This is a genomic window from Bacillus sp. FSL K6-1106, from assembly GCF_038005245.1.
Classification (GTDB): Bacteria; Bacillota; Bacilli; order Bacillales; family Bacillaceae; genus Bacillus; species Bacillus altitudinis.
Genome location: NZ_JBBOSV010000001.1, coordinates 2275404 through 2290046, shown reverse-complemented (window position 1 = coordinate 2290046; position 14643 = coordinate 2275404). Strand labels below are relative to the sequence as shown.

Genomic DNA, 14643 nt, shown 5'->3' with positions numbered 1-14643 from the left:
GTCATCTTTTGAAACGTCTTTTTCATCTACAGACAGCTATTCTGCTCGTTTTATTCAGTTTGTTGACTGCGTTTCAGCTGCCTCAAGGAACGGCTCAGGCGGCATCATTGGTTGATGGTGAATATACGGCCGGATTCACCATTTTAAAAAATGGCAGCACTGAAGCATCCATGATGGATACGTATACAGAAAAGCCAGCTAAGCTCATCATCGAAAATGGCAAGACGACTGCCTATTTGACGCTGAAGCAAAGCAAAGAAATCACAGATTTCAAGGTCGAACAAAATGGCTCTCTCGTCACCACTGAAACGGTCAGTGAAGATGAGACAGCAAATACACGTGTGATCAAATTTGATGTAGCCGATGTATCAGCTAAATTAAATGGCTGGGTCAAAATTTACTGGGACTTAGGCGGCTTTATTTATGATGAGGCGTATGACGTACAGATCGCTTTCGACGAGAGCAGTCTCACACTTGTCACGCCTGCGAAGCCAGACGATAGTGAAACAACACCAGATGATCAAAACGGTACGACGCCAGGCGACAGTGAAACAACACCAGATGATCAAAGTGGTACGACACCAGGTGACAGCGAAACAAAGCCGGATGATCAAAGCGGCACAACACCAGACGATCAGCCGGAAACGCCTGACAATAATAACGGCACAACACCAGTTGATTCACCGCAGAACCAATTAAAAGATGGTGTGTATCGTATCAACTACAGTGTGCTGAAGGGCGATGAGGATGAGGCATCTCGGATGAGCCAATACTTCTCACATCCAGCATCATTAACCGTTAAAAATGGAACGCAAACCGTTTCCTTTACGGTGAAGGATCATACGTCAGTTGATTCTTTGAAAATAGAGAAAAACGGTTCTTATCAAGAAGTGAGAAACGTGAGCACAGATCAAGCAAAGAACACAAGAGTGGTTTCATTTGAAGTGTATGATCTGAAAAAAGCAGTTAACGGAAAAGTACACATTGTGGTAGCAGCCGCTCACTATGATCAAACGTACGATATTCGTTTTCAATTTGATTCAAAAAGTATCGTTCCACTGAAGGACGGTCAAATAGAGGAAGAAACACCGGCTACACCAGAAACACCAAAACCAAATAAACCAGCACCAGACACAACGAACGGCGGAACGAATCAAGAGACAGTTCAGCTAAAAGACGGGGTGTACAAGCTTCCTTTCTCAATGAAGAAAGCGGACAAGGATGAGCTTTCTCGCATGAACGATTACGTCGTGAGCCCTGCGACATTGGTGGTGAAAAATGGCCGCCATTTCGTTTCATACACTGTGAAGAACAGCTCAGCCATCACGTCGTTCCAAGTAGGAACCGGTGGTAAATTTGAAGAGACGCTAGTTGCAAAGACTGATCAAAAAGCAGATACACGAGTGATTCAATATGAAGCAAAAAGTGTAAGCAGTGATCAGGCAGCACGCGTGAAAATTGACATTCCAGCTGCCAATTATCATGAGCAGTACGATGTCAAACTTGTCTATGATACGAAAGGCATTTCACTTGGTGAGGGAAGCGGAATTGCGACGGTGATCGGAGACGATGAGAGCATCGGCTTTGTGAAAAATCCAAATGATCACGATTCTCAACCAAGCCAGCTTGCGAATCTCGCCCCTGAGGAAACGGGTGCAGAACAGATGACCTTTACGCCATCAGATGACCAAACCAAGTCTGAGACAAGTCAGCTGAACCCGAAAACAGGAGATACTTCACTTCTCTGGGTGTACATTCTTTTATTCGGCGGATCACTATTCGTGCTCGTCAGAAAGTATCAAACTCGTACAAGATAAAGAATCTATTTTAAGTGAGGTGCGCCATTCATCTCGGCGCATCCACTTCCTTTTTTTCGAAAGGAGGCTTCTGTTTTTTGAAGCATCGAATGTTATGTACCCTGATCACGGCTCTATGTGTGTGCGTCTTCTTAGCAGGCTGCTCACAATCAGCTGAAAGCTCAGCGAAAGGCAAAAAAAGCGCAGCATCAAGTGCCCGCATTGTGGCAACGACTGTAGCTGCTGCTGAGATCATGGATGCGCTAGAGGTGGATCTTGTCGGGGTGCCAACAAGTCAAAAATCCTTGCCGGCTCGATACAAAGGACTCCCAGCGGTCGGTAACCCAATGAGCCCGGACATGGAAATCATCCAATCACTTCAACCGACAGATGTCCTGTCTGTCACGACCCTTCAATATGATTTAGAAACGCCTTTTCAACAAGCTTCTGTCCCTGCGACATACCTCAATCTTGAGAGCCTGGACAAGATGGAGAACGCCATCACAAAGCTTGGAGAAAAATATGATAGAAAGACACAAGCGAAACGCATTGTGGATGATTTTGAACAAAAAAAGAAAGACATACAAGAGAGAACGAAGGGAAAGACGAAGCCATCCGTTCTCATTTTGCTTGGTGTACCAGGCAGTTATTTAGTGGCAACAGAGAATTCGTATATCGGTGATCTTGTGCGTATTGCAGGAGGAAAGAACATCGTAAAAGGTGAGAAAATGGAGTATTTGGCATCCAATACGGAGTATTTACAAAAAGCCAATCCAGATATCATTCTCCGTGCCGCACATGGGATGCCGGATGAAGTCGTCAAAATGTTTGATCAAGAATTTAAAACAAATGACATCTGGAAACATTTCCATGCGGTCAAACAAGACCGGGTGTACGACCTCGAAGAAAGCTTATTCGGGACAACAGGCAACTTAAAGGCAAGAGAGGCATTAGATGAATTGACTCGTATGTTGTATCCGTCATAAGCGGCGAATCTTAATGATAAAAGGACGTTCAAGATGAAAAAAACAGGGATTTTATTTCTGATAGTCAGTCTCTTACTAGCCGGCGTATTTATTTATTCCGCCATTACGGGGAGCATTCATGTTACACCGATTGAATTATTGGAAGGGCTTATGACCGGTCAACATGCACAGGTAGAAATCATTAAAGATTTAAGAATCCCCCGCATGCTCATTGCGATGTTTACAGGGGCGGCTTTATCTGTCTCCGGTGTCCTCTTGCAGTCTGTGATGAGGAATCCATTAGCAGATGCTGGTGTTATTGGTATTTCATCAGGAGCTAGCTTCTTTTCTTTAATGGCGATTACAGCGCTTCCTCAATTTTATTTCTACTCTCCTTTATTTTCAGTTTTAGGCGGGGCAATTGCCTGCTTCCTCGTATACGTGTTGTCTTGGAAAGGCGGCTTAAGCCCGATTCGAATGATTCTGGTGGGGATCGCCATCAATGCCATGTTTACAGGGATGGCAGAAGCGTTTGTGACCATTTGCAGCTATTTCAATATCACCATTAATCAGTCTGGGCAGTCGAATCTGACGATGAAAACGTGGGGAGATGTCCGTTTAATCGGTGTCTATGGCGTCATTGGGCTTGTGGTTGCGCTTTTCTTTAGCAGATGGTGTAACTTGCTTGCCCTTCAAGATAAGACGGCGAAAAACTTAGGATTGCGTGTGACCAGAATGCGCCTTTTGATTTCAATCACGGCGGTGTTATTAGCAGCGGTGACTGCTGCGGTAGCGGGCGTGATTGCCTTTGTCGGCTTGCTCATTCCCCATATCTCTAGAAGGCTCGTCGGCTCGGACCATCGGGTACTGATTCCATTTTCTGCGTTAAGCGGGGCCTTGCTCATTTTGACGGCTGATACGCTCGGCAGAACGCTTGTGGCACCAAATGAAATCCCTGCTTCTACAATCATGGCTGTTATTGGCGGGCCGTTTCTGATCTTTTTATTAAGAAGGGGTGATCGTCTTCATGGACATTCGTGAGGTGTCGTTTTCCTATGATCGGCAGAGGGATATTGTTCAATCGGTCACCACGCACATCGAAAAAGGGAAAATTACGACCATTATCGGTCCAAATGGCTCGGGCAAATCCACACTGCTTTCCTTGATGGCACATAACCATTGTCCACATAAAGGACAGATTCATTTAGATGGACAAGAACTGAATGCGTTCAAGCCAAGGGAACTCGCGAGAAAGCTGGCAGTCGTACATCAGCAAAATGAAGCGCCGCTCGATTTAACGATCGAACGAGTCGTGGCATTTGGGAGAACGCCGTACCAAACGATGCGCGGCAGTGATAAGGAAGAAGATGAGAAAGCAATCGAGTGGGCGCTGTCCTGTACAAAGCTGACGGATAAGCGAAAGGTGCCACTCGCCTCATTGTCAGGCGGAGAACGGCAGCGTGTATGGATTGCGATGGCTTTAGCGCAAAAAACACCGATCCTTTTCTTAGATGAACCGACGACTTATTTGGATATGTATTATCAATTTGACATTCTGGAGCTCATTCGAGAGCTCAATGTCGAGCATGGATTAACCATCGTGATGGTCCTGCACGATATGAATCAGGCGATTCGCTATAGTGATGTCATCATCGCCATGAAAGATGGACAAATTATCCGCGAAGGACGGCCAAATGATGTGTTAACAGAAGAGTTGGTGCGGCACATTTATCATGTGTCCGTCACAATTAAGCAGGATGCAGAAACAGGGATGTATATCGTGCCTGTAGGCATATAAGTTGTGCAAAAAGCAGGTGAGACAGTGTGAAACGAGGGAAAAGAATCGGGCAGCGAATGCTGACGATCGTCTGTTTAGGTGTTTTTCTATATAGCGGTACTGCCATTGGCTTGGAGCTCTTTGGCAATTATCAAAATCGTCAGGTGCTTGCAAAGGCTCAGACACTTTACACACACGAGGATGGAATGAAACAGCGAAAACCTGGAGAAATCCGTCAGTCATTTGATGATTTGCGAAAGGTGAATGAAGACATTGTCGGTTGGATTGATATGAAGGACACGATGATTCAGTATCCAATTGTTCAGTCAAACGATAATGCATTCTATTTAACTCGTAATTATGTAAAGGATGACACACGGGCAGGCAGTATCTTTATGGATTATCGTAATGACGTCTTGCATGAAAGTCCCAATACAGTGTTATACGGTCATCGGATGAGGGATGGGTCTATGTTTGCTGGTCTCACAAACTATTTGAAAAAAGATTTCTTCCAAGATCATCGCACATTTCAGTACGATACGCTGTACCAAAGCTATGAAGCAGAGATTTTTGCTGTGTATGAGACGACAGTCGATTTCGATTATATTCAGACTGATTTTCAGGATCTTGGTGAATATGCGCACTACTTGCAAGCTGTGCGTAAGAAGTCCATCTATCAAACGAAAACAGACGTATCCACAGATGACTTGATTCTCACATTATCGACCTGTGATCATGTGCTGGCACCTAAAAACAAGCGCCTCGTGGTACAGGCGAAGCTAAAGAAAGTTTACTAGAAAAGGAGAGACAGACGGTTGAAATGTTTACATGTGATTTGGGCAGGACTCGTCGTCGTGCTTCTCCTCGGCGGATGCAGCCAGGCGGCGCCTGTCGAGAATGGGAGCAAGCAAGGTGCGCTCAACATTCAGGATTTTGCCGGCAGAACATTATCGTTTCATGAATCACCTGAACGGATCGTCTCGTTGTCAACTGGCGACATGAGCATCATTTATGCCTTAGGTGGCCAGGTGGTCGGCCGGCCAACTGCCGAATTGCCAGACAATCTACAAAAGGCAAAGTCCGTACAATCAATTGGCACAACCCATCAATTTGATGTCGAGCTGATCACGAGTTTAAAGCCCGATGTGGTGCTTGGGAATGAATCATTAAACAGCAAGGATATCTCTACTATAGAAGGAATTGGTTCACAGCTTCTTTTGACAAGTGCCAACTCAGTGAAGGAAATCCAGCGTCAAGTTACTTTATTTGGTGATTTACTTGGAAAGCAGCAAAAGGCCAAAGCACTCAATGCTCAAATCGATCAGCGGATCAAGCAAGTGAAGCAGCCTGAGAAAAAAGTAAAGACACTCGTTGTATATGGTGCGCCCGGCACATATATGGCGGCACTTCCACAATCTTTAAGCGGTGATCTGCTGCGGATCGCTGGTGGGGCGAATATTGCTGAAAATGAACCAGCACTCGAGAAGTTTCCGCAATATGCACAAATCAATGCAGAAAAGGTAATCGAGGCCGATCCAGATCTCATTTTGCTGATGACACACAGCAATCCTGAAGATGTCAAAGCAGGCTTTATGAGTGAAATGAAGCAAAATGCGGCGTGGCACGATGTATCAGCTGTCAAAAATGGAGACGTTGAGATTCTGCCAAGTGACCTATTTGGGACAAATCCAGGCGCAGAAGTCATTAGAGCGATCGATGAATTAGAGAAGAAATTGAAGCGATTGTCATCATGAAGATGAATGCAGAACTAGATTTTCAAAAAAGGCAGTCAAGACGAAAATGGCTGTTACCAGGATTGTTTCTCTCTTTATGTGTGGGCGTCTGTCTAGGACTTGCGGTAGGTTCTGTCCAATTATCGCTGCCGGATTTAATGGCTGTCTTCACGGGATCAGGTCTGCCTGTTCATGAAAAAATTGTCATGGATTTACGGCTGCCGCGTGTGCTCATTGGTTTTCTCGTTGGGGCCTGTCTCGCAGCATCAGGGGCGATTTTACAAGGAGTTGTCCGAAATCCACTTGCTGACCCTGGGATCATTGGTGTGACTGCGGGCGGCGGGTTAGCTGCTGTACTCAGCATGATTGTTCTCCCGCAGTTCACGTATTTGCTTCCGGCAGCTGCTTTTCTGGGCGCCTTATTAGCAGCTCTTGTCGTGTATATGCTGTCATTTGATCAAGGGGTTTCCCCGCTTAAATTGATCTTGGCAGGTGTTGCCGTCAATGCCCTGCTTGGTGCGGTGATGAATGGGTTTATGGTGCTTTACAGTGAGCGTGTGCAGGCTGTTTTGCCTTTTCTATCAGGGGGATTAAACGGGCGGAGCTGGCATCATCTTAGCTTTGTGTCGCCATATGCGCTGGCTGGATTATGTCTTTGTCTTTTCGCCATTAAACCGTCCAATCTCCTTTTGCTTGGCGATGAATCGGCTCAGCTATTGGGCCTTCGAGTAGAAAGGACCCGATTTTTCCTTATTGTGCTGGCGGCTCTTTTAGCTGGAGCGGCTGTGAGTGTCGGCGGTTTAATTGGATTTGTCGGACTTGTGGTGCCTCATTTTATCCGTCTTTTAATCGGAGATGATTACCGGTATATGCTGCCGATTTCAATGCTTGGAGGGGGCGTGCTTGTGGTCTTTGCCGATACAGCAGCACGGGTCTGGTTTACACCGGTTGAATTGCCCGTAGGGATTTTGCTTGCCTGCATCGGTGCACCTTTCTTCCTCTATTTATTAAAAAAGAAAGGGAGGGGTTAAGATGGATGTCATTGCAATGGATGACGTGAGTCTCAGTCAAGGCGGCTTTCGGCTGTCTTCCATTTCAGCAGCTGTTCCTAAAGGCAGTGTAACCGGAATCATTGGCCCGAATGGGTCAGGTAAGTCGACTTTTATCAAAGCGGCCGCACGACTGACCTCAATCGAAAGCGGCATGATTTACATTCACGACATCCCGCAAAAAGAGATGACGGCACAGGAGATCGCCAAGGAGGTGGCGGTTCTCATGCAAACAAGAACCGCCATTCCATCGATGACAGTACGTGAGCTGGTTGCACTTGGACGCAGTCCGCACCGTTCCATCTGGAAAAAAAGCAGTACGTCAGATCATGAAGCGATTGAGTGGGCGCTTGATGTGACGAATAGCCGCACCAATGAAAACAGAATGCTTCATACATTGTCAGGTGGAGAAAGACAAAAGGCATATATTGCAATGGCACTGGCTCAGAAGACAGAAACCATCATTCTGGATGAGCCAACCACTTATTTAGACATTGCGCATCAGCTTGAATTACTGGAGCTGCTCAAACAGCTGAATCAAACACATGGCATCACCATTTTAATGGTTCTCCATGACTTGCAGCAGGCCGCAAAATATTGTGACCGCCTCATTGCTATGAAGCGAGGTCAGGTGCATCAAATTGGCTCACCAAAAGAAGTGTTAACAGAAGACTTTTTCAAGGAGGTCTTTGGGATTCAGGCAGAGGTTCACTTAGACGGTGAGCATCCACTCATTATCCCAATCGCCTCCATTCAACAACAAAAGGGAGATGAACCAAACATGATTATTGTAAACAACCAAGTAAGAGTAGAAAAAGGCAGTGCCGACCACCTTGTTAAACGGTTTAACAAGCAGGGACAAGTAGAATTTATGGAAGGCTTTTTAGGAATGGAAGTATGGGTCACTCAGCAGACAACTGATTACGATGAAGTGACCATTCACACCCGCTGGAATCGAAAAGAAGACTTTGTGAATTGGACAAAATCTCAGGCATTTGGTGATGCGCACGCTCATGGAAAGGCGAAACCTGAAGGCCTGTTAAAAAACAAAATTACGTACTATGAAGTGCAAGTCACAAGACCCGCTTTACAGAAAAAAGCCTAAATATTCAAAAGCGCTGCAGCGAAGAAGCAGCGCTATTTTTTTTGTGATGGTCTCTTTCCGTCACATATTTTTGACAAAGTATTCAAACAACTGACACAATCCTATCCAAATTTTAGGTAAAATTTACTTTATTTTTGAAGCACATGGGTGTAAAGTACAGGTATAAATAACTAACCGAATGAAAATCAAGAGTAAAATTTCACCGAGTGAACTATATCAAATGGACTTTCACTTGTGAATCATTGAACAAATAGTGAACTTTTTGTGAAGTAGTGAGCATAATTATCTCGAATCATTCGGCATGCGAAAGTAAGGGAGGATGTAAGGCTGTGAGTGAGCTGTTTTTAGCAAGATTTCAATTTGCCTCAACGACATTATTTCATTTTATTTTTGTTCCTATGTCTATAGGTTTGGTATTTATCGTTGCATTGATGCAAACCCTTTATGTGGTGAAGAAAAAAGACATCTATAAAAAGATGGCAAAATTTTGGGGTCACCTTTTCTTAATTAACTTTGCAGTAGGTGTGGTGACAGGGATTCTGCAAGAATTCCAGTTTGGGATGAACTGGTCAGATTATTCAAGGTTTGTCGGTGATGTCTTTGGTGCACCGCTTGCCATTGAAGCGCTATTGGCCTTTTTCCTTGAATCGACCTTTATTGGTCTTTGGATATTCGGCTGGGACCGTCTACCGAAAAAAATTCATTTGTTATGTATTTGGCTCGTTTCTCTTGGTACGATCTTTTCGGCGTTTTGGATTTTACTCGCCAACTCATTTATGCAGGAGCCAGTTGGATTTGTGATTAAAAATGGCCGTGCAGAAATGAATGACTTTGGGGCGCTCGTGACAAATCCGCAACTTTGGGTAGAGTTCCCGCACGTTCTGTTTGGTGCATTGGCAACCGGTGCTTTCTTTATCGCGGGTGTTAGTGCCTATAAAATGATCAAAAAACAAGAAGTGACCTTTTTCAAAAAATCTTTCCAGATTGCCATGGTGCTTGCTTTCATTTCTGGCTTAGGTGTGGCGTTCTCTGGACATGATCAAGCGAAGCACTTAATGGAATCACAGCCGATGAAGATGGCAGCAAGTGAAGCCCTTTGGAAGGATAGTGGAGATCCAGCGGCTTGGACACTATTTGCCAACATTGACACAGATAAAAAAGAAAACTCTGCGGAGATCAATATTCCGTTTGCTTTAAGTTACTTGGCTTACTCGAAGTTTAGTGGAGATGTGCCAGGCATGCTGACCCTTCAAAAAGAATATGAAGCAAAGTTTGGTCCTGGAGATTACATTCCTCCAGTCAAAACAACCTTCTGGAGCTTTAGAATCATGGTGGGTGCCGGCATGTTGATGATTTTTGCTAGTATGATTGGTTTGTATTTGAGCTTTAGAAAAAAACTAGAATCAAACAAATGGTATTTACGCTTCATGGTATGGATGATTGCGTTCCCGTTTATTGCAAACTCAGCGGGCTGGATCATGACGGAAATTGGGCGTCAGCCGTGGACAGTCTTTGGTATGATGACAACCGCACAATCCATTTCACCAAACGTATCGTACGGCATGTTGCTATTCTCAGTCATTAGCTTTACGACCATTTATCTGATTCTTGCCATCGTGCTCGCCTACTTATTCATTCGAGAAATTAAAAAAGGTGCACATTCTGAAGAGAATACAGATCAAAAGGATGAAACGGACCTGTCTACAGATCCATTTGATGGAGGCGCATATCATGGCATATCTTAACGAGATTTGGTTTATTCTTGTCGCAGTATTGTTTGTTGGATTTTTCTTCTTAGAAGGATTTGATTTTGGTGTCGGGATGTCCATGCAACTGCTTGGAAAAGATGCACATGAGCGCCGCATTTTAATCAATACGATTGGCCCTTTCTGGGATGCGAATGAGGTCTGGCTGATTACAGCTGGCGGGGCTATTTTCGCCGCTTTTCCTCACTGGTACGCTACGATGTTCAGCGGATACTATATTCCATTTACGATTCTCCTATTAGCGCTCATTGGGCGGGGGGTCGCCTTTGAATTTAGAGGGAAGGTCGAGAAGGCTTCATGGATCAAAACGTGGGACTGGATCATCTTTTTTGGCAGTCTGCTTCCGCCATTTTTACTCGGAGTGCTATTCACAAGTATGTTACGAGGAATGCCAATTGATCAAGATATGAATATGTACGCTGGATTTACAGACTTCGTCAATCTTTATTCAGTGATCGGCGGGGTAGCTGTGACGGTGCTTTGCCTCCTGCATGGATTGATTTTCGTCACACTCCGCACTGAGGGTGATTTAAGAAATCGTGCAAGAAAGCTCGGTCAGCGTGTTTTATTGATTGCACTACCAGTTCTTGTTCTATTTGTTGGTGTGTCTATTCTTGAAACGGACATTTATACCGTGCGTCCGATCATCACAATCCCTTTAACTGTACTCATTGTGGTTTGTTATGTAGCGGCTCTATTCTTTATGAGAAAAGAGCGTGATGGATGGACATTTTTATTCACAGGTGCAGGTATTATGGTGACGGTGACCATGCTTTTCACAGCATTATTCCCGCGTGTCATGATTAGTTCGATCAACCATGCATTCGACCTCACCATTCAAAACGCTGCATCAGGATCTTATTCACTGACGGTCATGACGATTGTTGCCATTTCTTTGCTACCTTTTGTGCTTGGGTATCAAATCTGGAGCTACTATGTCTTCCGTAAACGTGTAAGCGGTAAGGAGCCAATGACCTACTAATGGATAAACGTTTGCTTCAACTAAAAGGAATGAGGGGGCTTCTTGCCCTCTTAGGTATTGTGTCAATCATCCAAGGAGCAAGTATTATTTTTCAAGCACAGTGGCTGGCACATGCCATAACAACGCTGTTTGACGGGAAGAGCCTCATGCAGGCAACACCTTATGTCTTGCTGTTTCTTGCTGCCTTTCTGGTGCGGCACGGCCTCACCTTGATGCGGGAGAAGGTCATGTTCACCTATTCTTCCCGAATTGGAGCAGACGTGAGAAAGCAGCTGTTGGACCAGCTGTTCCGTTTAGGGCCAGCTTTCACGAAGAAAAAAGGAACAGGAAAGCTTGTGACATTGGCGATGGAGGGCATTGCCCAATATCGTCAGTATTTACAGCTGTTTTTGCCGAAAATGGTGAACATGGCAGTTATTCCGGTGATGGTGCTTGTCTATGTTTGGACATTAGATGAAACATCTGCTGTCATTCTCATTGTCACGCTGCCGATTTTAATTGTTTTTATGATTTTGCTAGGACTTGTCGCTCAGCGTAAAGCGGCCAAACAATGGAGATCGTATGAGAAATTATCCAATCATTTTACTGATTCTCTCCGTGGCCTTGAAACGCTTCGCTACTTAGGGATTAGCAAAAAGCATTCTCGCAATATTGGAGAGGTCTCAAAGCGTTATCGAAAGGCGACGATGAGCACACTGAAAGTCGCCTTTCTTTCATCTTTTGCTCTCGATTTCTTTTCTATGCTGTCTATTGCGACTGTCGCTGTATTTCTCGGCTTGCGCTTAATTGAAGGAGATCTTTTGTTATTGCCCGCTTTGACCGCACTGATGCTTGCGCCAGAATATTTCTTGCCAGTCCGTGAAGTGGGAAATGATTATCATGCGACGTTAAACGGTAAAGAAGCGAATGAGGCGATTCAAGTGATTTTAGAGGAAAAGGGCTTCCGAGAGCAGGAGACACAATCCGTGCAGCTGAACGAGTGGAATGAGCAATCTGAGCTCACACTGCAAGATGTCAGTGTGTTGCATGATGAACATGCTCCTTATTCGATTCAGGATGTGGACCTCACTGTGAAAGGAAAGAAAAAGATTGGGATCATCGGTGCCAGTGGTTCGGGGAAATCGACGTTAACGGATGTTCTCGGCGGTTTTGTTGAACCGTCTGCAGGTGAAATGATCCTAAACGGAAAGCCGCTTGCTCATTTACAGCTGGCGGCATGGCAAAAAGAAGTTGTTTATATGCCGCAGCATCCTTATTTATTTCACATGACACTGAGAGAAAACATTCGTTTTTATGAACCAAATGCAACAGATGAAGACGTCGAAAGAGCGGTGCAAGAGGCAGGTTTGTCTCAGCTCGTAGCTGATCTCCCCAATGGACTGGATGAGGTCATTGGCGAACAGGGCAGAGGACTGAGCGGTGGACAAGCGCAGCGGATTGCCCTCGCTCGTACAGTGCTCGGCCAGCGATCCATTATGCTGTTAGATGAACCAACGGCTCATCTGGATATTGAGACAGAGTATGAATTGAAGAAAACAATGCTTCCATTGTTTGAAAATAAACTTGTGTTTTTAGCCACACACAGACTTCATTGGATGACAGATATGGATGAAATCATTGTGATGGATCATGGGACAATTGCAGAGATGGGGACTCATGAATCATTAATGGAAAGAAAAGGTGTGTACTATCAATTGGTACAGGAACAAATGGGGGCGGTCACACATGGTCAGTAAAGGCTGGTTTATACCTTATATCAAGGAGAATCAAAAGCTGTTTGCCTTGGTGCTTTTTTTAGGGGCGATTGCGGTGTTTTCTGCTTCTATGCTCATGTATACGTCAGGGTTCCTCATTTCAAAAGCTGCCACAAGACCTGAGAATATCTTGATGGTCTATGTCCCAATCGTGGCAGTACGTACCTTTGGTATTTCACGCTCAGCGGCTCGTTATGCAGAGAGACTGGCGAGTCATCAGCTCATTTTGACGATGATTGAAAAAATGCGGGTACGTCTTTATGATATGGCTGAACGAAGTGCCAAACTGACTAAGCTTGGAACAGGTGAAATGCTTGGGCTGTTATCAGAAGATGTGGAGAGATTACAGGATGCGTATTTAAAAACAATCTTTCCATCCATCGGTGCGCTGCTTTTATATGCCGCTTCGATTGGAGCACTTGGGCTTTTCTCATGGCCTTTTGCCGGGTTGATGCTGCTTTATATGGCGCTGCTCGTATTTGTATTCCCATACATCACAGTACTAGTGAACCGGGCGCGACAAATTCAAATGAAGAAAGGCAGAAACGAACTGTACAGCCATTTAACAGATGCTGTCATGGGCGTGAGTGACTGGTTGTTTAGCGGCAGACAGAACGATTTTGTTGAGGGCTATGAACGAAAAGAAGCAAAGCTATTAGCACTCGAAGCGGCAAAGCACCGGTTTATCCGTCTGCGCCAATTTTTAGCACAGCTAGTCATTGGAGGAGCAGTCGTCCTTGTCGTGTATTGGAGCGGCTCAGTCGTTCAGGCTGGTTCTATGCCACACACGCTCATCGCAGCCTTTGTGCTTGTGCTGTTTCCATTAACAGAAGCCTTTCTTCCGCTGTCAGATGCAGCAGGCGATATTCCTGTTTATCAGCATGCCGTCAGCAGATTAAATCATTATGAAAAGCAGTCGTACGAAGGATTAGTGGAGAGGAAGGCAGCAGACGAGACACCCGTCTCTGATGGCGTTGAAGCGGTCTGTTTTGATCAAGTCACCTTCGGATATGAAGTAGATCAACATGTACTAAAGCATTTTTCGTTTTCCATGAAGCAAGGTGAATCGCTCGCTCTTTTAGGAAAAAGCGGTGCAGGCAAATCGACCATTTTAAAATTGTTAGAAGGGGCAGTCGTGCCAAATCAAGGGGTTGTCAGCATTCAGGGGAAACCGGTACAAAGCATTCAAGAGGAGATATCCTCTTATGTGTCTGTGCTCAATCAACAGCCCTATTTATTCGATACGTCTGTTTTAAACAACATTCGCTTAGGTTCTCCAGAAGCGACAGAAGAGCAAGTAAAAGAAGCCGCGCGGCAAGTGCAGCTGCACGATTACATTGAGTCTTTGCCAGAAGGTTATCACACAGGTGTACAAGAGACAGGGGTTCGTTTCTCTGGTGGAGAAAGACAGCGTATGGCTCTAGCACGGATTTTGCTGCAAAACACACCGATTGTTGTATTAGATGAGCCAACCGTCGGGCTTGATCCACGCACAGAGCGTGAATTGCTTGAAACAATCTTCCGTGTGTTAAAAGGAAAAACAGTCATTTGGATCACCCATCATCTCACTGGCTGTGAGGCATGTGACCGTATGATGTTTATTGAAGGTGGACGTATTGAGATGGAAGGGCACCATCATGATTTGCTGAAAGAAAATGTGCGTTATCAAAAGCTGTATGAAATGGATCGTCCATTTTCGAACGTGTAAAAAATGTA

General features: G+C 44.9%; 12 protein-coding genes. All 12 read left to right on the top strand.

Annotation, left to right across the window (positions count from 1 at the left end; translation table 11 throughout):
- Window positions 1-8: 8 nt before the first annotated feature.
- Window positions 9-1817: an NEAT domain-containing protein gene (locus tag MHI20_RS12005; protein WP_340938620.1), complete on the top strand. Its 1809-nt coding sequence runs from the start codon at window positions 9-11 to the stop codon at window positions 1815-1817.
- 77 nt (window positions 1818-1894) lie between these two features.
- A complete protein-coding gene (isdE, locus tag MHI20_RS12000) occupies window positions 1895-2782 on the top strand; it encodes a heme ABC transporter substrate-binding protein IsdE (RefSeq protein ID WP_256688828.1) in 888 nt (295 codons plus the stop codon).
- 33 nt (window positions 2783-2815) lie between these two features.
- A complete protein-coding gene (locus MHI20_RS11995; protein WP_007497915.1) occupies window positions 2816-3802 on the top strand; it encodes a FecCD family ABC transporter permease in 987 nt (328 codons plus the stop codon).
- On the top strand, window positions 3789-4559 hold the full coding sequence (locus MHI20_RS11990; RefSeq protein ID WP_340938617.1) for an ABC transporter ATP-binding protein: 771 nt from the start codon (window positions 3789-3791) through the stop codon (window positions 4557-4559). Before MHI20_RS11995 ends, MHI20_RS11990 begins: the two co-directional genes overlap by 14 nt.
- A gap of 26 nt (window positions 4560-4585) precedes the next feature.
- Entirely contained in the window at window positions 4586-5335 is a 750-nt protein-coding gene (gene srtB / locus MHI20_RS11985) for a class B sortase (protein ID WP_135009534.1), read from the top strand.
- Between the two features lie 18 nt (window positions 5336-5353).
- Window positions 5354-6292 (top strand): ABC transporter substrate-binding protein, encoded by a 939-nt coding sequence (locus tag MHI20_RS11980; RefSeq protein WP_340938615.1) that lies wholly within the window; start codon window positions 5354-5356, stop codon window positions 6290-6292.
- Window positions 6289-7302 (top strand): FecCD family ABC transporter permease, encoded by a 1014-nt coding sequence (locus MHI20_RS11975; RefSeq protein ID WP_340938612.1) that lies wholly within the window; start codon window positions 6289-6291, stop codon window positions 7300-7302. Before MHI20_RS11980 ends, MHI20_RS11975 begins: the two co-directional genes overlap by 4 nt.
- Before the next feature lies 1 nt (window position 7303).
- Complete coding sequence (isdG, locus tag MHI20_RS11970) at window positions 7304-8425, top strand: heme oxygenase (protein WP_116306471.1); 1122 nt, start codon at window positions 7304-7306, stop codon at window positions 8423-8425.
- A gap of 329 nt (window positions 8426-8754) precedes the next feature.
- Window positions 8755-10170, top strand: a complete 1416-nt coding sequence (locus tag MHI20_RS11965; protein ID WP_058213460.1) for a cytochrome ubiquinol oxidase subunit I — start codon at window positions 8755-8757, stop codon at window positions 10168-10170.
- Window positions 10157-11173, top strand: coding sequence for a cytochrome d ubiquinol oxidase subunit II (gene cydB, locus MHI20_RS11960; RefSeq protein WP_024719518.1), 1017 nt, complete (start codon window positions 10157-10159; stop codon window positions 11171-11173). Before MHI20_RS11965 ends, cydB begins: the two co-directional genes overlap by 14 nt.
- Complete coding sequence (gene cydD, locus MHI20_RS11955) at window positions 11173-12909, top strand: thiol reductant ABC exporter subunit CydD (protein WP_282917105.1); 1737 nt, start codon at window positions 11173-11175, stop codon at window positions 12907-12909. The genes cydB and cydD overlap by 1 nt, the downstream gene beginning before the upstream one ends.
- Window positions 12899-14635 carry a thiol reductant ABC exporter subunit CydC gene (cydC, locus tag MHI20_RS11950; RefSeq protein WP_282917104.1) on the top strand — a complete coding sequence of 579 codons (1737 nt, stop codon included), beginning with the start codon at window positions 12899-12901 and terminating at the stop codon, window positions 14633-14635. The genes cydD and cydC overlap by 11 nt, the downstream gene beginning before the upstream one ends.
- Window positions 14636-14643 lie beyond the last annotated feature (8 nt).